Here is a 20,335-nt window from a genome sequence, read left to right on the forward strand (position 1 = left end):
CTTCCCTCCCCGGCGCCCCGCGCGCGCGCCCCCCGCCCGCGGCGGCGGCCGCGCCCCCGCCGCGCCGCCGCGGGCCCCCGGCCGCGCGGGTGCGGGCCCCCCCCGCCCCCCCCCCCCACGACCGGGGCACTATTTTTGGACTTTACATACTCATTACTATTAGTCCGGTTGCGCGTTCGCGTGTCACACGCGGTCAGGCGCCGGCGTCCCCCGTTCCGGCGCGCCCGCGTCGCGCGCGGCCGCCCGCGAGACCCCCTGACGAGAGGACAGCCGCCGTGTCGATCGCCCGTGTCCGGACCACCCAGCTCCCCGGTGTCGGCGTCCAGTACGACCTCACCACCCGAGAACAGCGGCACCTGTCCGTGATCGCCCACCGGGACGGCTCACGCAGTCTCAACGTCTACCGCTCGGACGACCCCGACGCCTGCTCCCAGGCCTTCCGGCTGACCGCGGAGGAGTCCACCGCGCTGGTCGACGCCCTGACCCCGGCTCACCACAACCCGGCGATGCTGCACACCACCGACCTCGGCCTGGTCGCCGAGCGACTCCCGGTCGACGGCGCCTCGTACTGGAACGGGCGGCTGCTCGGCGAGACGAAGATGCGCACCGAGACCGGCGCCTCGATCGTCGCCGTGCTGCGGCGCACCGGCGCCGTCCCCTCCCCCGCGCCGGACTTCCGGCTGGCGGGCGGCGACACGCTGATCGTGATCGGCACCCGCGAGGGTGTGGACGCGGCGGCGGCGATCCTGGAGCGGGGGTGATCGGGGGGTGCACACCGCCACCGTCTTCATCGAGCTCGGCTCGGTCATCCTCGTCCTCGGACTGCTCGGCCGGATCGCCGGCCGCTACGGCTTCTCCCCGATCCCGCTCTACCTGCTCGGCGGGCTCGCCTTCGGCACCGGCGGGCTGCTGCCGCTGAGCGCCAGCGAGGAGTTCGTGGCGACCGGCGCCGAGATCGGCGTCGTCCTGCTGCTGCTGATGCTGGGTCTGGAGTACACCGCCGCCGACCTGGTCACCAACCTCAAGGCCCAGTACCCGGCCGGCGCGGTCGACTTCCTGCTCAACGCGGTACCCGGCGCCGTCGCCGCCCTGCTGCTCGGCTGGGGCCCGGTGGCCGCCGTGGTGCTCGCCGGCGTCACCTGGATCTCCTCCTCGGGCGTCATCGCCAAGGTGCTCGGCGACCTCGGCCGGCTCGGCAACCGGGAGACCCCGGTGATCCTCAGCATCCTGGTGCTGGAGGACCTCGCGATGGCCGTCTACCTGCCGATCCTGACCGCCCTGCTGGCCGGTGCCGGCCTGCTCGCGGGTTCGATCACGCTGGCCATCGCGCTCGCCACCGCCGGGGCGGTGCTCTTCATCGCGCTCCGTTACGGCCGGCTGATCTCGAAGTTCGTCTCCCACGACGACCCGGAGAAGCTGCTGCTGGTGGTGCTCGGGCTGACCCTGCTGGTCGCGGGCATCGCCCAGCAGCTCCAGGTGTCGGCGGCGGTCGGGGCCTTCCTGGTGGGCATCGCGCTCTCCGGCGAGGCCGCCGAGGGCGCGCACACCCTGCTCAGCCCGCTGCGGGACCTCTTCGCGGCGGTGTTCTTCGTCTTCTTCGGCCTCAGCACCGATCCGACCAGCATCCCGCCGGTGCTGCTGCCGGCCCTGCTGCTGGCCGTGGTCACCGCGCTCACCAAGGTCGCGACCGGCTACTGGGCGGCCCGCCGCGCCGGGATCGCCGCCCGCGGCCGGTGGCGGGCCGGCGGGGCACTGGTGTCGCGCGGCGAGTTCTCCATCGTCATCGCCGGACTCGCCGTCACCGCCGGCATCGAACCGGGCCTCGGCCCGCTGGCCACCGCGTACGTGCTGATCCTGGTGGTCACCGGCCCGCTCGCCGCCCGCTACACCCAGCCCGCGGTGGAACGCCTGGGCGCCGTGTTCTCCCGGCGCCGCCCCTGGACGCCCGAGGCGCGCATCCCCGCGCAAGGCGCGGCGGTGGACGGCGCGGAACCGGTGGAGGATCCGCTGGACGCGCAGTCCGGTCAGCCGCTCGACGGCCTGTCGCGCTGACCCTTTCCCGAACGGCGCCCCCTCGCGCCGGCTCGTCATCCTGCCCCGGGGCGGGTCACCTCCGGTGGTCCGCCCAGGGGCTCTTCTCGTTCCCGGGTTCCGCGGCTCCGGGTTCCGCAGGTACGGATTCCGCAGGTGCGGGTTCCACGGCTCCTGGTTCCGCAGGTGCGGCCGTCCGCCCGCCGCCGTCGCCGCAGTGCTCCCAGGGGCCGAGGCCGGACCGCTCGCGCAGCTTCCCGCACGCGTCGCACACCCGGTCCAGCCAGCAGGCCGCCTCGCCGCCCTCGTCCATGGGCCGATTGTGCCCGCCGGGCCGCCCCGGACGCGAGGAGCCGGTGTCCGCTCCCTGGTGGTGGACGCTCCCGGGCTGCAGCAGACGGCGATGAACACCGGGCCCGCGATCGGCGTCGCCCCCGCCGGCCCCCGACCGCCGGTCACACCCCGCTCGGCGCCCTCCCGTCCGCCCTCGCCGCCCTGGCGGCCACCGCCGCCGCCGGTGCGCTCCTCGCCACCCGGCTCCCGGCGGCGCGCACGGCGTGACCCGGGCCGGGTGGATCAGCCGTCCGGCCGCGGCCGAACGTGTTCGGCCGGGCCGCGTTGCGCGGCCCGGCCGAGCGCCTTCGACGGATCGTCCTGCTGGTCGCCGGAGGCGACGACTCAGCCGGTCTGCCCCTCGGATCCCCCGGGGGTCGGCAGGTGCGGCTCCGCACCGAGGGCGGACCAGCCGGAGGCCGCCCCCGTGCCGGAGGGGTCGGCGGCGGACGGGCCGGTGGCGGACGGATCGGTGCCCGAGGCGAAAGCAGCCCAGTTCGGGTCCGCGGCGGCGGCCCAGTTCGGGTCCGCCGCGGGGGCCGACCAGGCCGGGTCCGCACCGGCGGCGGACCAGCCGGAGTCCGCACCGGGGGCGGTCCAGGCCGGGTCCGCACCGGCGGGGGTCCAATCGGCGCCCTCGCCGAAGGCCAGCCAGTTCGGGTCCACGGCGGCGGGCGGGTCGACGTCCGGGTCGGCAGCACCGGCGGCACCGGCACCGGTCAGGCACAGGACCGCGGCAGCGGCGGCCACGCAGAGCAGTCGTTTCATGGGGGTACCTCCTCGGTAGGGGTGGAACTCCGCCAACAGTTCCCGTACGACCCACCCCGGTAACCGGCTGTTCGCAGGAACACGCCCCTCCCGCGTCCCCTCGCTCCCCGCGCGGCGGATCAGCGGCGCGCACGCAGGAGGCGGCGGGCCCGCCCGACCGGCGCGGCGTGCCGCAGGCCCGGCTCCCCCGCCACGGCGAGCGGTTGCGGGCGGGGCAGGAGGAGGCGGAGCAGGGCGAGTTGGACGAGGGCGCCGATCGTCATCCCGGCCCAGAGCCCGTGGACGCCGAGCGGACCCGCCAGGGCGGCGCCCGAGCCCAGCTGGGCGGCGAGGCCGAGCAGCACGGCGAACACCAGCGGGCGGCCGGCGCCCGCCGCCTGGTGGACGCCGCCGAGGGCGACCACCAGCGCGTAGGGCAGCAGGTAGAAGCCCGCCATCCGCAGGAAGCCGACCGCCTGGCCGGCCACCGCGGGATCGTCGGTGAACACCGCCACGACCGGCACCGCGGCGGCCGCGCAGAGCACCGCGGCGCCCGCGCCGAGGGCGGCGGCCAGCGTGGCGGTGTCACGGCCGAGGGCGCGCACGGCCGCGGCGGAGCCGGCCCCGGCCAGCCGGGCGGCCTCGATGGCGGCGGCCTGCCGGACGGCGTAGAAGGCCATGGTGACGACCAGCAGCACGCGGTAGCCGACCCCGTACCCGGCGACGGCGGACACCCCGAAGGAGGAGACCAGGGCGAGCTGCGCCGTGCCGACGCCCATCCGCGCGGTGAAGTCCAGGCCGAACGGCGCACCGGCGGCGGTGACCGCGCGGGCCTCGGAGAGCAGTCCGCCGGTCGGTACCGGCAGCCGGTGGCGGCGCCGGAGCAGCAGGGTGACCGCGAGGGCGACGGCCCGGGAGAGGGCCGGCGCGAGCGCGGCGCCGCTCATGCCGAGGGCGGGCAACGGGCCCGGCCCGAGGATCAGCAGCGGGTCCAGGAGGAGCAGCAGGCCGCTGGAGAGCAGCGCCATGCGCATCGGCGTCCGGGTGTCGCCGGCGCCCTTGAACAGCTCGTCGGCGACGCGCTGGGCGAAGAACAGCGGGAAGGCCGGGAAGGCCACGGCGAACCAGGCGGTGGCGAGGGCCGCGGCCTCGCCGTCCAGGAAGGCCCCGGCGAGCGGTTCGCGGAGCAGGAAGCCGGGGACGGCGAGCGCGAGGCCGCCCAGCGCGCAGAGCCGCCAGGCGGCGCGGGCGACACGCCCGGCCGCGGCCCGGTCGCCCGCGCCGTGGGCCCGCGCGAGCCGCACGGTCGTCCCCGAGGCGACCACCAGGACCAGGCCGAGCAGCAGGTTCTCCACGGTGGCGGCCAGGGTGACGGCGGCGACGGCGGGCCCGCCGAGTCCGGCCACCCAGAAGGTGCCGACCACCGAGGCGACCACCCCCGACAGCAGCTCGGCGTAGACCGGTCCCGCCAGTGCGACGAGCCTCGGCAGGTGCCCCCGCATGCTTCCCCCCGATGTTCCTGGTGTTCCTGGTGTTCCTCGTGTTCCGGGCATCGCGGAGGCCCCCGTTGCCCGCGCGGCCCGGCCGTGCACCGGCCCGGCGAGTGACCTCGAATCGGCCTCGAATAGAGATACCTCGAATCGATGCACCTCGACAAGAGGTAGCATGAACGCCGCACGAGGGCGCGCGCCGACGGGAACGCGCTCGCCGGTTCGGACGAAACGCCACGACGACGGAAAGGCCTCGACCGTGCTGACGCTCGCGATCCTCGGGTTCCTGTACGACGAACCGCTGCACGGCTACCAGCTGAAGTCCCGGATCACCGGCCTGACCGGCCACGTCCGGCCGGTCAGCGACGGCGCGCTCTACCCGGCCATCACCCGCCTGGAGAAGGCCGGACTGCTGCGACGGCGCAGCGAGCCCGGCAGCGGAGCCGTGCCCCGGCAGGTGCTGGAGCTGACCGCGGCCGGGCGCGCCGAGCTGGAGCGCCGGCTGGCCGATCCGGAGGAGACCGAGATCTCCGACCAGATCCGCTTCTTCACCGTGGCGGCCTTCCTGGACCGGCTGGACGACCCGGCCCGGCAGGCCGCGGTGCTGCGGCGGCGGCTCGCCTTCCTGGAGGCGCCGAGCAGCTTCTTCTACGACGCCGACGGCCGGCCGGTCACCGCCGAGCGGGAGCGCAACCCGTTCCGGCGCGGCATGCTGCTGGTCGCCCGCGCCTCCGGGGCGGCCGAGCGGGCGTGGCTGGCCGAGACGATCGCCGACCTCGACGGCCGGGGCCCGGCCGGGGAGCCGCACGCCTGACCGGCCGAATGCCTGAACCGGGCGGACGCCGGGTTCCGGAGGGGTCCCGGCGGGGTGCGGCGTGACTATGATGAGCCGCCACCCACCCCGGCCGGTCCGCCCGGCCCGTCCGGCACCACGGCACCGCCGCGCGTGACCAGGACGCGGGCCCGCGCCCGCTCCGTCCCGTCCCGTCCCGAGGGAGACCGCCGTGCCCAGTGCCGAGACCGCCGCCTCCGGCGCCTCCGGTCAGTCCGCCCCCGTCCGGTCCGCCGCCGCGCCGGGCACGCCCCGGCCGAACGCACCCCGGCCGGACGCGCCCGGCCCTGCCGCGCACCCGGAGTCCATCCCCGGCTGGTTCTTCCGGCTCGACCAGGAGGCCTTCCGGCACCTGCTCACCGCCCAGAGCGCGGCCGGGCTCACCGGCGACATCCTCGAACTCGGCAGCTACCTGGGGCGCAGCGCCGTCCTGCTCGGCGACCACCTGGGGCCGGGCGAGCGGCTGACGGTCTGCGACCTGTTCGATTCCGAGGCGGACGACGCCGACAACGACGCCGAGATGGCGATGTCCTACCGGTCCTCGCTGACCCGGCGCGGGTTCGAGGCCAACTACCTGGCGTTCCACCCGGAGCTGCCGACGATCGTGCAGGCGCCGACCTCCGTGCTGGCCGACGGGCGCATCCCGGCCGGCAGCTGCCGGTTCGTGCACGTCGACGCCTCCCACCTCTACGAGCACGTGACCGGGGACATCGAGGTGGCGCGCCTGGCGCTGGCCGAGGGCGGGCTGGTGGCGCTGGACGACTACCGCTCGGAGCACACGCCGGGCGTGTCGGCCGCGGTCTGGCAGGCGGTGTTCACCGGAGGGCTGCATCCGGTGCTGCTGACGCCGATGAAGTTCTACGGGACGTGGGGCGATCCGGAGCCGGTCCGCGAGGCCCTGCTGACCCGGGACTGGCGGGCCGAGGGGTTCACCGTCGACGAGGACGCCATCGCGGGCCGGCGGGTGCTGCGGCTGAACAACGCCGTGCGGCCGGCCGCGGAGCGCTCGGGCTCGCGCCGGCTGCTGCTGGACCTGCTGCCGCCCGCGGCCACCCGCGCCGTCCGGCGGGGGCTGCGCACGCTCCGGGAGCGGCGTGCGGAGCGCCCCGGCGGGGCGGGCCGACGGGGCTGGCGGGGCCGGTAGGCCGTCGGCCGTGGTCCGCCGGCCGTGCGCTGACGGACCACCACCGCCCGCGGGTCCCGGCCCGGCGGCGGCGCCCGTCCCGATGGTGGTCACCCCGCTGCTGGTCGTCGGCGCGCACGCCACGGACGGCCGGACCGGGTCGGCCGGGGCCCCTGGCCGCGTCGTTCGACGGGATGGTGCCGCTGCGGGTCGGTCTGCTCTCGCGGTGACGGGCGGGGCGCTGCTGCACCCGCCAGGTGGGCGCGTTGATGGTGGCAGTGCCGGCCGTGACGGTGTGGTGGCGGATCGCGCTGCGCAGCGCGGTGGGCCGGGGACCTGGTGCCGGCGCTCGGCGGGGTCTGCGCGCTGGTGGTCGCGCTGCTGCGCCGGTCCCACCGCGCGGACGCCCCCCGGCGGGCGGGTGAGCCGCCGGTAGGGTCGGCCGGTCCGCCCGCCGGTCCGGTGGGCGGACCGATCCCGCACCGTGGAGGGCGCCGTGGAACCGCGACTGCCGCACCTGCCCGAGCCGTTCGAGCCACCCGGGCCGTTCGACCCGTCCCGCCCGTCCGGCCCGTCCGGCGCGTTCGAGGGGGCGGACCCGGCCGACGGCCCGTACCTCCCGGCCGACGAGGACCTGGCCGAGGCGCTGCTGGCGCTCGCGGTGCCGTTCGAGGAGGTGAACGGCCTGGTGGCCGCCCGCGCCCGGCTGGCGCGGGACGCGGGGCTGCGGGCGGCCTTCGAGGAGATGCTGCGCGCCCAGGCGCGGGCGGTCGGGACGCTCGGGGAGCCGGCCGGGCTCGACCGCGACTGGCCGGCGGGCGGCGCGGACGGCGCGGGCCTGGCGACGCTGCTCTTCGTCGCGCTGGCCCCGTACACCCGGGCCCACCACCGCGCGCTGGGCGTCCCGCCGGAGGTGACCCGGTCGACGCTGGCCGACCTCGGCCGGCAGCTCGCGGTGAGCAGGTGGCGCGGCCGCACCGGGCTGGGCAATCCGCGCTGGCTGACGCTGCACTTCCGGGGCGAGCTGTTCCAGTTGGGCCGGCTGCAGTTCCAGCGTCGGCGGCCGGCCGGGGCGGACGGCGCGGCGACGGGGGCGGCGGAGGCCGGCGGGCGGAGCCTCCAGTTGCACATCCCGGACCACTGCGGCCCGCTCTCCCCCGGGGCGTGCGACCGTGCGCTGGACCGGGCCCGGGCGTTCTTCCCCCGGCACTTCCCCGGCGAGGCGTACCGCAGCGTCTGCGTCTTCTCCTGGCTGCTCGACCCACAGCTCGCCGACCACCTGCCGGCGGAGTCCAACATCATGCGCTTCCAACGGCGGTTCGCCCCACTGGTGCGGCCGGACCGGCCGCGGGAACCCGAGGACACCAATCCACTGCGGTACGTCTTCGGCGACGTCGAGCGGCCCTTGGAGTCGCTTCCCCGGGACACCGCCCTCCAGCGCGCCCTGGTCGACCACCTGCGGGCGGGCGGCCACTGGTACGTGTGCGGCGGCCGGCTCGCGCTCTGACGGTTCCCCGGCCCCGATGGAATTCCTCGGATTGATCTGAATCATCGGATTCATCCGACCGCATTCACTCCACCGAGGGAACTTCCTTTAAAGATTTGCCCACGGAACTTTAAAGAGCGCATAGTGATGGCGTCTCAGTTGGCCCTAGGAATGGCCAACTTATGGCAAAGGACCGTGCGCGTCCCGCACGGGCCCTGGCAGAGGAGGAGATGGCGTTGCGTCACGGGAACCTTCACGACGGCTACGGGCAGCGGCTGCGCGAGCGGATCGCCGCCCCGGGGGCGACCCCGCTCATCGGTGTCTACGACATGTACTCCGCCTCCATCGCGGCCGCGCACTACGACGGCATGTTCGTCTCCGGCTTCGGCTTCGCGGCCTCCTACTACGGCCTGCCCGACATCGGCTTCATCGCCTGGCCGGACATGGTCGCCTTCGTCGAGCGGCTGCGCGGCGCCTTCCCCCGGCACCACCTGCTGGTCGACATCGACGACGGCTACGTCGACCCCGAGGTGGCCTGCCACGTGGTGCGGCGGCTGGAGCGGATCGGCGCCTCGGGCATCATCCTCGAAGACCAGAAGCGGCCGCGCCGCTGCGGCCATGCCGACGGCAAGCAGGTCCTCCCCCTCGACGAGTACCTGGAGAAGCTGGACCAGGTCCTCGCCACCCGCACCGACCTCGTCGTGGTCGCCCGGACGGACGCCACCGAGGAGGCCGACATCCTGCGCCGGGCCGAGGCCCTCGCCGCGACCGACGCGGACGTGGTGCTGGTCGACGGCGTGCGCAGCGAGGAGTGGATCCGCCGGATCCGCCGCGTGGTGGGCGACAAGCCGCTGTTGTTCAACCAGATCGCCGGCGGCAAGTCGCCCCGGCTGTCGCTCTCCGAGCTGGGCGCGCTCGGCGTGGACGTCGCCATCTACAGCACGCCCTGCCTCTTCGCGGCGCACCAGGCGATGGACGAGGCGCTCGCCGGGCTCAAGGTGGCGGACGGACGGCTGCCGGCCTCCGCCGGGGAGCGGCAGGGCATCGGTGTGCGGGAGTCCACCGAGCTGCTGGAGCGCAACATCCCGCGCCCGCAGTCCCGCGAGGAGGTGGGCGTGTGACGCACCGGGCGTTCGGCGTGGCGCCGTGGGCCGTCCGGCAGCGGCTGGGCCCGGGCGGCCGCCGGATCGCGGCGGCCGGGCTGGCCGGAGCCTGGGCCGTGCTCGGCTGCGCCGGCGCGACGGAGGCGTCCACGGTGGCGTTCGCGGAGGCGTCTCCGGTGGCGGAGGCCGGCGCCGCCGGACGCAGCCTGGTCACGGTGATCGACAACTCCCAGGCGGATTCGATCATCGAGGTCGACCGGACGGCCGACCTGCAGATCGGGCGCGGCGCGGCCGGAAGCGACCACGACGGCTCCACCGCCCTGGTGACCGGTCTGCTGGGCGCCGCACCGGCGGTCCCCGAGGTGGAGGAAGGCGGCGGGGAATGACCACGGCCCGGGCGCGGGGCCGTCCGCCGGGTGGCGGCGGGCGGGGGCGGCCGTGGTGGCGCGCGCTCGACCCCTATGTGGCGGCGCTGGCCGGGACGGTGGCGCTGGCCTCGCTGCTGCCCGTCACCGGACGGGCGGCGCGCGGCGCGGAGCTGGCCTGCGACCTCGCGGTGGGGTTGCTGTTCTTCCTGTACGGGGCCCGGCTCTCCACCCGAGAGACGCTCGCCGGGCTGCGTCACCTGCGGCTGCACGGACTCGTCCTGGCCTCCACCTTCGTCCTGTTCCCGGTGCTCGGGGTGGCCGTGACGGCGCTGCTGCCCGATGCGCTCACCGGGCAGCTGCGGACGGGCGTGCTGTTCCTCTGTCTGGTGCCGTCCACGGTGCAGTCCTCGGTGGCGCTCACCGGTGCCGCACGGGGGAACGTGCCGGCCGCGATCTGCGCCGGCACCTACTCCGGTCTGGTGGGCCTGGTGCTGACGCCGCTGCTGGCGGCCTGGTTGCTGGGGGCCCGCGCGGCGCTGTCGGCCGACGGTCTGCTGCGGATCCTCGCCCAGCTGCTCGCGCCGTTCGTGCTCGGCCAGCTGCTGCGGCCGTGGATCGGCGGCTTCCTGGGGCGGCACCGCCGGGTGCTCGCGCCGGTCGACCGGGGCTCGATCCTGCTGGTCGTCTACACCGCGTTCAGCGGGGCGGTGGCGCAGGGCGTCTGGTCCACCGTGACGCCGTCCGCCCTGCTGGGGCTGGGGGCGGTCCTGCTGGGGCTGCTCGCGGCCACCGTGCTCGCGGTCCGGCTCGGAGCGCGGCAGCTGGGCCTCGACCGGGGCTCGGGGATCGCGGCGGTGCTCTGCGGTTCGCAGAAGAGCCTGGCCGGCGGGCTGCCGATGGCCACCGTCCTCTTCGGACCGCAGGCCGGGCTGCTGGTGCTGCCACTGATGATGTACCACCAGCTCCAGCTGGTCGCGGGGGCCCTGCTCGCCGGCCGCTGGGCCGGGGCGGCGGCCCCCGAGGGGGTGGCCCCACCGGCGCGTGCCTCGCCCGGAGCCGCCTGACGTGGATCCGGGAGAGGCACGCGGGCAGGGCGGGCAAGGCGGCCTGGGTGGCCGGGGCTTCCGGGGCGGCTGCGGGAGCGGCCCCGGAACGGCGGGGACCTCGTACCGCGGTGGGCGGCACGAGGTCCCCGGAAGCGGCGCCGGGTGCGGGGTCGGTTCCGCAGGTCGGTTCCGCGGGTCAGCTGCGCGGGGCGGCGTCCAGGACGCGGGCGTCCTCGGCGATCAGCCGGGCGCGCTCGGCGGGGATGCTGCGGCCGGCCTGGTTGTCGGCCCAGCGGGCGAGCGGCTGGTACTGGCCCTGGCCGAGCATCACCGTCAGGGTGGCGACGGCGTTGCGGTCGGCGCCCGAGGTGAGCACCAGCGAGGCCAGGCCGGTCGGGGTGGCCGCGACGGTGAACTCGGCGGTCGTCTCGGCACGGCCGCCGGGGCCGGTGGCCTCGGCGCGCAGGGTGTGCTTGCCGAGCGCCAGCGTGGTGGTGTCGAGGGGCGAGCCGGCCGGCAGCTCCTTGCCGTCCAGGGTCAGCCGGACGCTGTCGGCGCCGACGGCCTGCACGGCGGTCACCGGCTGCTGGGCGCGGTCCAGGGTCGCGCCGGAGGCCGGCGAGGTGATCGCCACGGTCGGCGCGGCCGGCGGGGTGGTGACGGTACCGCCCTGGAGCCACGCGGAGTTCCAGCCGGCCAGCTCGGCCGGGCGGTTGGTGATGATGCCGTCGACGCCGGCGGCCTCCAGGGCCTTCCAGCGGGTGGCCGAGTCGACGGTCCAGACGTTGACCGCGACCCCGGCCGCGTGCAGGTCCTTCACCACGCCGAGGCGGCTCGCGAGGGCGCCGTCGGAAGGGTTGTAGGCGGACAGGCCGAGCTCCTTGGAGAGGGCGACCGGGTCGGCGTCGAGGTCGCCGCGCAGCAGACCCAGCGGCAGCTCCGGGGCCAGCTCACGGGTGTAGCGCAGGGCGTCGACCTCGAAGCTCTGCACGAAGACCCGGCCGGTCATGCCGTGGTCGCGGATCTCCTTGACGATCCGGGCGACCTCGTCGCGGCTGTGCTTGCCCTTGATCTCCAGCAGCAGGTTGCCGCCGCGGGTGCGCAGGTCCTCCAGCTGGGCGGCCAGGCTCGGCACCCGGGCGCCCGCGTAGGTCGGGCCGAACCAGGAGCCCGCGTCGAGCGCGTCCAGCTGGGCGGCCGTCAGGTCGCGGATGCGGCCCTTGCCGTTGGTGGTGCGGTCGACGGTGTCGTCGTGCAGCACGTAGGGGATGCCGTCCTTGCTGGGCTGGACGTCGTTCTCGATCCACTCGGCGCCGCCGCGACGGGCGATCTCGTCGGAGTCCAGGGTGTTCTCCGGGGCGGCGGAGGAGGCGCCGCGGTGGGCGAACACGGTGAGCGGCGAGCCGGCGGGGCGCAGCCAGCCGCCGGGGGCGAGCGCGGTCACCTTGAGGTCGTCGAAGGAGACCTTCGAGCCGTTCACCACCAGGGCCTGGCCGCCGTCGGCGCTGCGGGCGACCTGGGTGGTGCGCATCACCTCCTTGCCGTCGAAGATCCAGCGGGCGGTGGTGCCGTGCACCTCCACGGCGATCCGCACGTCACGGCCGGTGCCGGCGGCGGTCGGCGCGGAGCCGGTGTTGGTGACGTTCCAGCTGTTGGCGGGGGTGCGCTGGGCGAACTCCAGGCCGTTGGCGGCGGTGGTGCCGGAGCGCATGGTGGCGATGGACCACGGGGTGGCGCCGCTCGCGGGGACGTCCAGGCCGAAGGCGGTCCAGCGGGCGGCGTCCTGGACGCTCTCGAAGCGGGCCGTGGCCTCGATGCGGAAGTCGTCGAGGTGACGGCCGAAGGTGATCCGGCTCTGCTGACCGGAGTTGGCGGAGGTGCCGACCAGCCGGCCGTTCTCGACCTTCCAGTCGCCCTCCACGGCGCTCCAGCCGGCGGGCAGGGCGCCACCGGTGAAGTGCTCGTCGACGACGACCTCGCCGGCGGCCGGAGCGGCGGGCGCCGCGGCAGCGGCGGCGGGCGCGGCCTCGGCGGGGGCGGCCGGCTCGGCGGAGGCGGCGCTCGGAGCGGTCAGCGCGACGGTGGTGAGGCTCAGTGCGGAGGCGACGGCGGCGGCCAGCAGACCGGTGCGACGGGCCCGGTGGGGGCGGTGACTCTGTGTCATGGGCGGCACGCTAGGGACGGCGACCGAACCGGAAGCCACCACTCCGAAAACCGTTCGTGACCATTGCGCGTGCGGTTCGTGGCGATGGCGGATTCCTTGCGGTGAATGGCCGGTTCGCTTCCGCACGGTGCGCCGGACGGGACCACCGGGAGGCGGGCGCCCGGACCACCCGGCGGACCAGCGGCGTTGCGCTCCGTGCAACACGGCGGACGCCGGCCCGCGCCGACTCGCCCCGATGCGCGCCGAACGCCCGCGCCGGGGCCGGCCCGCGGCCACCCGCCCCCGGCGGCGGCACGCGCTCCGCCGGACGGCGGATGGCCCCCCGGACGCGACGGGCCGTCAATGGGGAGTCGTACGAGCCGCAGCAATTCCCGCCTTCCGGCCGACTGCCGGGCGTCCGGGGGCGAGGATGAGCGGAGCGCGTCAACCTGAACGGGGGGACAGGATGGGGCAGCACACCGGCCAGGAGCCGCCGGGGACACAGGAGTTCGGGACGGAGCTGCGGCGTCTGCGGCAGGAGCGCGGGCTCTCGCTCACGGCGCTGTCACGGCTGGTCCACTACAGCAAGGGATACCTCAGCAAGATCGAGAACGGCGGCAAGCCCGCCACCGCCGACCTCGCGCAGCGCTGCGACGACGTGCTGCGGGCGGACGGGGCGCTGCTGCGGCTGCTCGAACCGGCGGACAGCGACGACCCCGGCACCGCCGAGGGCGACGGCGGCCCCTGCCCGTACCCGGGCTCCGAGGCCTTCGGACCGCACCAGGCCCGCTGGTTCGCGGGCCGCGACGGCACGGCCGCCGCCCTGCTGGAACGGCTCGCCGAACGGGCCGGGCACGGTCCGCTGGCGCTGGTCGGAGCGTCCGGGACGGGAAAGTCCTCGCTGCTGATGGCCGGGCTGGTCCCCGCCCTGCGCGCCGGAGCCCTGCGCCCCGACGACGGCCCGCCGTGGCGGGTGGTGGTGTGCACCCCGACGGCGCACCCGATCGCGGCCCTGCGCACCGCACTGCGCACCGCCCCGCCCCCCACCGGCCCGCACGGCGCGGCGGGGGGACCGCCCGCGGAAGGCGGACTGGCCCTGATCGTGGACCAGTTCGAGGAGACCTTCACCCGCTGCACCGACGCACGGGAGCGGCGCGCGTTCGTCCGGGTGCTCCACGCCCTCGCCACCGCGCGGCCGGCCGCCCTCGTGGTGCTCGGCCTGCGGGCGGACTTCGGTGAACGCTGCCTCACCCAGCCCGGACTCGCCCCGGTGACCGGTCACGGGCTGTTCCCCCTCGGCGCGATGACCGCCGCCGAGGTGCGCGAGTGCATCACCCGCCCGGCCGCCGAGGCCGGACTGCGAGTCGAACCGGGCCTGGTCGAGCTCCTGCTGCGCGACCTCGGCACCGACGAGGGCACCGGCGGCGGAACCGACCGCGACATCGACCTCGACGCCGGCCTCGACACCGGCCTCGACACCGCCGAGGCTCCCATCGGCGCCCCCGGCACCCTCCCGCCGCTCCCCCTGCTCTCGCAGGCCCTGCTGGCCACCTGGCGGAAGCGCACCGGCCGCACCCTGACGGTCGACGGCTACCTGCGCACCGGCGGCATCCGGGGCGCGATCACGGCCAACGCCGAGCGGGTCTACACCGGGCTCGCCCCCGGGGACCGCGAACGGGCCCGGCTCCTGCTGCTGCGCCTGGTGCAGGTCGGCCCGGAGGGCGCCGGCTCCCGGCGGCCGGTCCCCCACGAGGAACTCCCGGACCCGCGCCGGGACACCCCGGTGGCCTCCGGCGGGCCCGGTGCCGGCAGGGTCCTCGACGCCTTCGTCCGGGCCCGGGTGCTGACCGTGGACCGCGACGGCGTCGCCATCGCCCACGACGCCCTGCTGCGGGCCTGGCCGCGGCTGCGCGGCTGGGTGCACGACGACCGCGCCGGTCTGCTGATCCACCACCGGCTCGCCGAGGCCGCCGCCGACTGGGAGCGGGAACGGCGCGACCCGGCCGCTCTCTACCGCGGGAGCCGGCTCGCCACCGCCCGGCAGTGGGCCCGGGACCCGGTGCGCCGGGCCGGTCTGACGGGCTCGCAGGACGCCTTCCTGCGGGCCGGCCTGGAGCACGAGGAGCGGCGCCGGCGCGAGGCCCGCAGGCGGGCCCGCCGCGAACGCGGCCTGCTCGCCGCCGTGGCCGGGCTGCTCGTGGTCGCGCTCACCGCCGCGGTGCTCGCCCGGCAGCAGCGGACCGCCGCGCTGGAGCAGGGCCGGGCGGCGGCCTCCCGTGCGATGGCCGTCGAGTCCGCCCGGCTCGCCGCGGGCCGCCCCGAGGCCTCGATGCTCCTCGCCGACCGGGCGTTCGCCCTCGCCCCGACCGCCGAGGCCCGCGGCGCCCTGCTCAGCACCCAGGCGCAGCCCTTCGCCGGGCGGCTGACCGGCCACACCGGCCCGGTGAACAGCTGCGCCATCGACCCCGACGCCCGGCTGCTGGCGACGGCGAGCACGGACGGCACGGTCCGGCTGTGGAGCCTGCCGGACCGCCGGCCGGTCGCCACCCTGACCGGCCACAACAGCCCGGTGCGCGCGGTGGCCTTCAGCCCGGACGGGCGGCTGCTCGCCTCGGCGGGCTCGGACGGCACGGTCCGGCTCTGGGACGTCGCGCAGCGCCGCTCGCCGGTCGTGCTGCGCGGCCATGTCGGACCGGTCCGCGCGGTCGCCTTCGGGGCGGACGGCCGGACGGTGGTCTCCGGCGGCGCCGACGGGACGGTCCGGGTCTGGTCGGTCGTCGGGTGGGACGCGCCGCCCGCCACCGACCGGGGCGGGGCCGACGACCCGCGGACGGACCGCACGGCGGACCGGACGGCGGACTCGAAGGCGGACCGGACGACCGGCCGCCCGACGGACCGGACGGCGTTCCGCGCGGGCAGCCGCCCGTCCCGGGCCGACCCCACCGCGGCCCCGAGCTCCTCCGGCCCCGGCCTCGCGCCGGAGGAGCCGCCGGCCGAGCGCCGGCTCCTGGTGACCCTCGACGGCCACGACGGCGAGGTGCTGGCCGTCGCCACCGGGCCGGACGGACGGACCGCCGCCTCCGCCGGCGCGGACCACACCGTACGGCTGTGGGACACCGCCACCGGCACCGCCACGGCGACCCTCACCGGCCACCGCGGCCAGGTCCTCGGTCTCGCCCTCAGCCCGGACGGACGGACCCTCGCCTCGGCGGGCGCCGACCGCACGGTGCGGCTCTGGGACCTCGCGACCCGCAGCGGGACCGGCACGCTCACCGGCCACGACGACGACGTCAACGCGCTCGCCTTCGCGGAGGACGGCGCCACTCTGGCCACGGCCGGCGGGGACGGCACGGTGCGGCTCTGGGACGTCGCCGGGCGCCGGGTGACGGCCACCCTCGGCGGCCACACCGACTACGTCCAGGGCGTCGCCGCCGGCCGGGACGGCACCCTGCTGGCGACCGCCGGGTTCGACCGCTCCGCCGTGCTCTGGGACCTGGGCGCCGCGACGCTGACCCCCCATCCGTACGCGGAGATCTGGCGCGCGGTCTTCAGCCCGGACGGCCGCACCGTCGCCACCGCGGGCGCCGACGGCGCCGTCCGGCTCTGGGACGTCGCGACCCGCGGCGAGACGGCCGCCCTCACCGGCCACGGGAGCCAGGTCCTCGGCGTGGCGTTCAGCCCGGACGGCCGACTGCTCGCCACCGCCGGCGCCGACGCCACGGTCCGCCTCTGGGACCTCGCCACCCTGAGCGAGCGGGCCAGGTTCACCGGGCACCAGGGCTCGGTGTTCGCCGTGGCGTTCAGCCCGGACGGTCAGCTGCTCGCCTCCGCGGGCGAGGACCGCACGGCCCGGCTCTGGAACGTCGGCCGGCTCGGCCCGGAAGGCGTCCTGATCGGCCACCAGGACTTCGTCAACAGCGTCGCCTTCGCCCCCGACGGCCGCACCCTGGCCACCGGCAGCGACGACCTGACCGTGCGGCTGTGGGACGTCGCCGACCGGCGGCCGACCGCCACCCTGGCCGGGCACACCGGGGCGGTGCGCACGGTCGCCTTCTCCCCCGACGGCCGCACGCTCGCCAGCGGCGGCAACGACGCCACCGTCCGCACCTGGGACACCGCGGGCCGGCGCGCGCCGGCCGTGCTCACCGGGCACACCGGGGCGGTGCGCACGGTCGCCTTCTCCCCCGACGGCCGCACCCTGGCCGGCGCCGGCAACGACGGCACGATCCGCCTCTGGGACGCCGCCCGGGGCACGCCCACCGCCACGCTCACCGGCCACGGCAACGCCGTCTGGTCCGTCGCGTTCAGCCCCGACGGGCGGACGCTGGCCGGCGGCGGCAGCGACGGCACGGTGCGGCTGTGGCGCCCGGACCCCGCGGAGCGCTCGGCGGCGATCTGCGCGCTGCTCGGCCCGGTGGACCGCGACCGCTGGGCGCAGCTGCTGCCGGGGCAACCGTTCCGGAAGGGGTGCGGCGCGGGCTGACCACCGGAGGTCGCGGCAGCTCGACCGCGGTTTCCCGGGGGGTTTCCCGTTTCCCCCCGCAACGGGCGACGGCGGTCCGCTGGACGCCGTCCGGACGTCCTTGCGACGCTCGGAACCGTCGCCCCGGGGCCCGGCTCCGGCGACCCGCCCGACCGATCGGGGCCCGGCCGCACCCCGGCCGCACCCCGGTCACTCCCCGGTGGACCACCGCCCGGGACGCCCTCCCCGCGTTCCCGGCCCCTGCCCGGTGGCTCCCCCGCCCACGGTCACGCCCGGCACCGCCGGACTGCCGCACCGCACCGCACCCACACCGCAGCGAGAGGAAACCGAACCACCATGAACCTCCGCAGGAAGCTCGCCACGCTCGGCACCACCCTGGCGGCCGCCACCGGCGCCGCCGTCCTCCCGGCCGTCCCGGCCCACGCGGCCGCCGACTGTTGGGACGCCGGCTGGACGTACACCGGGACCGTCGGCGGCACCGTCAGCGGCAGCTGGCGGGTCCACTCCTGCAACAACGTCCCCAACACCAGCGTGCGTTCGCAGCCCTCCAGCGCCTACCCGGTCACCGGCACCATGAGCAGCAACCCCAGCTGGTTCGTCTGCAAGACCGACGAGGGCGGCTACAACGGCGGCGGCCCGCACCCCTACCGCTGGCTGTGGACGCAGTCCGACACCGGCGCCTGGGGCTGGATGGCCGACTCCGCGATCTACAGCGAGACCAACCCGGTCCCGGACTGCATCACCGGCTGAACCGGCGGAACCGGCCGACCACCGGCCGACCACCGGAGCACCGGAGCACCGGAGCACCACCGAACTGCCGACCGAGTCATCGTCAGGGCCGCCGGCCGGAAGCGCCGGCCGGCGGTCCCGGCCCGTCGTGAACGGTACGAGAAGAGGACTTCCGTGCGAGCGAAGCACCACAGCACCGCCCTGGCCGGCGTGTTACTCGCCCTGCTGGCCGGGTTCCTGACCACCGCCGCGCTGCCCACCCCGGCCACCGCCAGCACTGCCGCCACGACCGCCGCCGCCTGCGCGGCCCAGGGCACCCCGTTCTCGGCCGCCGCCGGACGGGCCATCACCGCCTCCTGCACCCAGGTCGCCGCCGGCACCTGGTACACCTGGGGCGGCGGCCACGGCCCCACCCCCGGCGCCACCTACGGCTCCGTGGACCCGAGCGACCCCGAGCGGTCCAAGAACGACCCGTACCGGATCGGCTTCGACTGCTCGGGCTTCGTCCGGTGGGCGTGGTCCCAGGCCGTCGGGTACGACGCCGTCGGGCAGAAGGACGCCGCCGAGATCTTCGACCTGCCCGGCCAGCGGCTCGGCACCGACACCGGCGCGCTGCGCCCCGGCGACCTGGTCTTCTGGGGCCGCTCCTGGGTCCACCACGTGGCCCTCTACCTCGGCGCCGGCAAGATCGTCGAGGCCCGGGAGTCCGACACCCACCTCATGGTGTCCGACTTCTCCAGCCACACCGCGTCCGACTACGCCGGGGCGCTGCGCTTCTCCCCCTCCGACCAGGGCCAGCCGCCCACCACCGAGCACCAGACCTGGAGTTCGGGGGTGAACATCCGGCCGACCCCGGCCACCTCCGGCACCCCGGTGGCCGTCCTGCCGGGCCCGACCACGGTCCGGATCCAGTGCCAGGCGCACGGCGAGAGCGTGACCGCCGAGGGCTACACCAACGACGCCTGGTCCTACCTGCCGGACTACCACGGCTGGATCAGCAACATCTACGTCCAGGGGCCGGCCTGGCTCCCCGGCGTCCCCGAGTGCGCCCTCCGTCCCGCACCCACCGGCTGACCGGGGGGCGTCGACAGCCGCCGGGGCCCGCGCACCGGGCCTCGGCGGCGCTGCCGCGCCCGGGGGCACCTCCTCGGGGGCCGGGCCCCGGCTCGCCTCAGGCCGACAGCCGCTTGAGCAGTTCGGCGGCGAGCGGCGCGGCGGAGGCCGGGTTCTGGCCGGTGACCAGGTTGCGGTCGACGACCACGTTCGGGGCCCAGGCCTCGCCGGCCTGCACCTCGACACCGGCCTCCACGAGGCGGTCCTCCAGCAGCCAGGCGGCCTTGTCGGCGAGGCCCGCCTGGGTCTCCTCCTCGTTGGTGAACGCCGCGACCCGGTAGCCCGCGAAGGCGTTGGCGCCGTCCGCCCCGACTGCGGCCAGCAGCGCGGCCGGCCCGTGGCAGACGACGCCGAGCGGCTTGCCGGACTCCAGCGCGCGGACCAGCAGGCGGCCGGAGTCGGCGTCGACGGCCAGGTCCTCCATCGGGCCGTGACCGCCGGGGTAGAAGACCGCGTCGTAGTCGTCCAGCCGGACGTCCGCCAGCACGACGGGGCTCTTCAGCTCCTCGGCGTCGGCCAGCACCTCGGCGACCCGCCGCGCGCCCTCCTCCCCGCCGTTGAAGTCCGGGGCGAGGCTACCGGCGTCGACGGTCGGCACCACGCCGCCCGGGGTGGCGACGGTCACGGTGTGACCGGCGGCCTTGAACGCCTCGTACGGCGCGGCGGCCTCCTCGGCCCAGAAGCCGGTCGGATGCCGGGTGCCGTCGGCGAGCGTCCAGTGGTCGGCGCCGGTCATCACGAAAAGGATCTTCTTCGACATGGTGGGTCTCCGGGGTGTCGGCTCGCCGGATCGACGTGCTCATGCCCCGACCGTAGGCCCGCCCGGCGGTCCGCACCAATCGGCGAGCCGGTGCCCGGCACCGGCCTGCGGACGGCTGCGCACCGGCTCTCCGGCCGCCGGACGGGCGGGCGCGCCGGCCGACCCCGCGCCCGCTCCCGCGCACCCGGCCGGGTCGGCCCGGTTCCCCCTGCACCGTGCTGTTCGGCGTGCCCGCCCCGTTCGAGCAGGTCGCCGCCGAGGGCGTCCGGTCGCGGGTGCCACCGGGCCGACCGGTCCACTGCCGGCGGCGCCGCACCCGGGGCGGAACGGCCTCGTGGCCGCCGCAGGGCTGCGGCGGAGCGTCCGGCACCGCACGGGCAGCCGGGCAGGACCGTCCGGCCGGCCCCGGCCGTCACCACGGCCCGGAGGTCCGGGCCGCGTTCCGGACCCGGAGGCGGCGGCCGGCCACCCGGGGGCAGTGGCGGCGGGCGACGAGCCGGCCCTCGCCGGAGGCCGCGGCCGGCGCCCGCTCCAGGGGGCTGCTCCAC

General features: G+C 76.7%; 15 protein-coding genes. 11 read left to right on the forward strand and 4 right to left on the reverse strand.

Annotated features, from left to right (window positions below):
* The first annotated feature begins 275 nt into the window (after positions 1-275).
* A complete protein-coding gene (locus ACFXAM_RS18955) occupies positions 276-761 on the forward strand; it encodes a cation:proton antiporter regulatory subunit (RefSeq protein ID WP_380292596.1) in 486 nt (161 codons plus the stop codon).
* Between the two features lie 7 nt (positions 762-768).
* Positions 769-2,052: a cation:proton antiporter gene (locus tag ACFXAM_RS18960; RefSeq protein WP_380292598.1), complete on the forward strand. Its 1,284-nt coding sequence runs from the start codon at positions 769-771 to the stop codon at positions 2,050-2,052.
* A gap of 657 nt (positions 2,053-2,709) precedes the next feature.
* Here the strand turns inward: ACFXAM_RS18960 and ACFXAM_RS18965 are convergent.
* Entirely contained in the window at positions 2,710-3,132 is a 423-nt protein-coding gene (locus ACFXAM_RS18965) for a hypothetical protein (RefSeq protein ID WP_380292599.1), read from the reverse strand.
* A 119-nt stretch (positions 3,133-3,251) separates the two neighbouring features.
* Positions 3,252-4,613: an MATE family efflux transporter gene (locus ACFXAM_RS18970; RefSeq protein WP_380292601.1), complete on the reverse strand. Its 1,362-nt coding sequence runs from the start codon at positions 4,611-4,613 to the stop codon at positions 3,252-3,254.
* Between the two features lie 247 nt (positions 4,614-4,860).
* Here ACFXAM_RS18970 and ACFXAM_RS18975 point away from each other — a divergent pair, with 247 nt between their 5' ends.
* From ACFXAM_RS18975 to ACFXAM_RS19000, 6 genes are all read left to right on the forward strand, one after another.
* Positions 4,861-5,415, forward strand: a complete 555-nt coding sequence (locus tag ACFXAM_RS18975; protein ID WP_380292602.1) for a PadR family transcriptional regulator — start codon at positions 4,861-4,863, stop codon at positions 5,413-5,415.
* A gap of 325 nt (positions 5,416-5,740) precedes the next feature.
* Positions 5,741-6,577 (forward strand): class I SAM-dependent methyltransferase, encoded by an 837-nt coding sequence (locus tag ACFXAM_RS18980; RefSeq protein ID WP_380292622.1) that lies wholly within the window; start codon positions 5,741-5,743, stop codon positions 6,575-6,577.
* A 475-nt stretch (positions 6,578-7,052) separates the two neighbouring features.
* Positions 7,053-8,063, forward strand: coding sequence for an acyltransferase domain-containing protein (locus tag ACFXAM_RS18985; protein ID WP_380292604.1), 1,011 nt, complete (start codon positions 7,053-7,055; stop codon positions 8,061-8,063).
* Positions 8,064-8,272: 209 nt separating this feature from the next.
* Positions 8,273-9,163: an oxaloacetate decarboxylase gene (locus tag ACFXAM_RS18990; protein WP_380292605.1), complete on the forward strand. Its 891-nt coding sequence runs from the start codon at positions 8,273-8,275 to the stop codon at positions 9,161-9,163.
* Positions 9,160-9,531 (forward strand): hypothetical protein, encoded by a 372-nt coding sequence (locus tag ACFXAM_RS18995; RefSeq protein ID WP_380292607.1) that lies wholly within the window; start codon positions 9,160-9,162, stop codon positions 9,529-9,531. The genes ACFXAM_RS18990 and ACFXAM_RS18995 overlap by 4 nt, the downstream gene beginning before the upstream one ends.
* Positions 9,528-10,577, forward strand: a complete 1,050-nt coding sequence (locus ACFXAM_RS19000) for a bile acid:sodium symporter family protein (RefSeq protein ID WP_380292609.1) — start codon at positions 9,528-9,530, stop codon at positions 10,575-10,577. Before ACFXAM_RS18995 ends, ACFXAM_RS19000 begins: the two co-directional genes overlap by 4 nt.
* A gap of 178 nt (positions 10,578-10,755) precedes the next feature.
* Here ACFXAM_RS19000 and ACFXAM_RS19005 read toward each other — a convergent pair whose 3' ends face one another.
* Positions 10,756-12,723: a glycerophosphodiester phosphodiesterase family protein gene (locus ACFXAM_RS19005; RefSeq protein WP_380292610.1), complete on the reverse strand. Its 1,968-nt coding sequence runs from the start codon at positions 12,721-12,723 to the stop codon at positions 10,756-10,758.
* A 445-nt stretch (positions 12,724-13,168) separates the two neighbouring features.
* On the opposite strand from ACFXAM_RS19005, the gene ACFXAM_RS19010 reads away from it, so the two are divergent.
* From ACFXAM_RS19010 to ACFXAM_RS19020, 3 genes are all read left to right on the forward strand, one after another.
* Positions 13,169-17,185 carry a helix-turn-helix domain-containing protein gene (locus ACFXAM_RS19010; protein ID WP_380292612.1) on the forward strand — a complete coding sequence of 1,339 codons (4,017 nt, stop codon included), beginning with the start codon at positions 13,169-13,171 and terminating at the stop codon, positions 17,183-17,185.
* A gap of 336 nt (positions 17,186-17,521) precedes the next feature.
* Entirely contained in the window at positions 17,522-17,935 is a 414-nt protein-coding gene (locus tag ACFXAM_RS19015; RefSeq protein WP_380292614.1) for a hypothetical protein, read from the forward strand.
* Positions 17,936-18,088: 153 nt separating this feature from the next.
* Positions 18,089-18,988: an NlpC/P60 family protein gene (locus ACFXAM_RS19020; RefSeq protein WP_380292616.1), complete on the forward strand. Its 900-nt coding sequence runs from the start codon at positions 18,089-18,091 to the stop codon at positions 18,986-18,988.
* Between the two features lie 97 nt (positions 18,989-19,085).
* On the opposite strand, the gene ACFXAM_RS19025 is transcribed toward ACFXAM_RS19020, so the two are convergent.
* Complete coding sequence (locus ACFXAM_RS19025) at positions 19,086-19,787, reverse strand: type 1 glutamine amidotransferase domain-containing protein (protein WP_380292618.1); 702 nt, start codon at positions 19,785-19,787, stop codon at positions 19,086-19,088.
* Positions 19,788-20,335 lie beyond the last annotated feature (548 nt).

Origin of the sequence: Kitasatospora sp. NPDC059462, from assembly GCF_042749955.1 — a bacterium.
GTDB lineage: Bacteria > Actinomycetota > Actinomycetes > Streptomycetales > Streptomycetaceae > Kitasatospora.

Excerpts from the sequence above, each read along its gene's own strand:
- ACFXAM_RS18965 (WP_380292599.1), bottom strand. The coding sequence starts at position 3,132 with ATGAAACGACTGCTCTGCGTGGCCGCCGCTGCCGCGGTCCTGTGCCTG.
- ACFXAM_RS18970 (WP_380292601.1), bottom strand. The coding sequence starts at position 4,613 with ATGCGGGGGCACCTGCCGAGGCTCGTCGCACTGGCGGGACCGGTCTAC.
- ACFXAM_RS18990 (WP_380292605.1), top strand. The coding sequence starts at position 8,273 with ATGGCGTTGCGTCACGGGAACCTTCACGACGGCTACGGGCAGCGGCTG.
- ACFXAM_RS19000 (WP_380292609.1), top strand. The coding sequence starts at position 9,528 with ATGACCACGGCCCGGGCGCGGGGCCGTCCGCCGGGTGGCGGCGGGCGG.
- ACFXAM_RS19005 (WP_380292610.1), bottom strand. The coding sequence starts at position 12,723 with ATGACACAGAGTCACCGCCCCCACCGGGCCCGTCGCACCGGTCTGCTG.
- ACFXAM_RS19010 (WP_380292612.1), top strand. The coding sequence starts at position 13,169 with ATGGGGCAGCACACCGGCCAGGAGCCGCCGGGGACACAGGAGTTCGGG.
- ACFXAM_RS19015 (WP_380292614.1), top strand. The coding sequence starts at position 17,522 with ATGAACCTCCGCAGGAAGCTCGCCACGCTCGGCACCACCCTGGCGGCC.
- ACFXAM_RS19025 (WP_380292618.1), bottom strand. The coding sequence starts at position 19,787 with ATGTCGAAGAAGATCCTTTTCGTGATGACCGGCGCCGACCACTGGACG.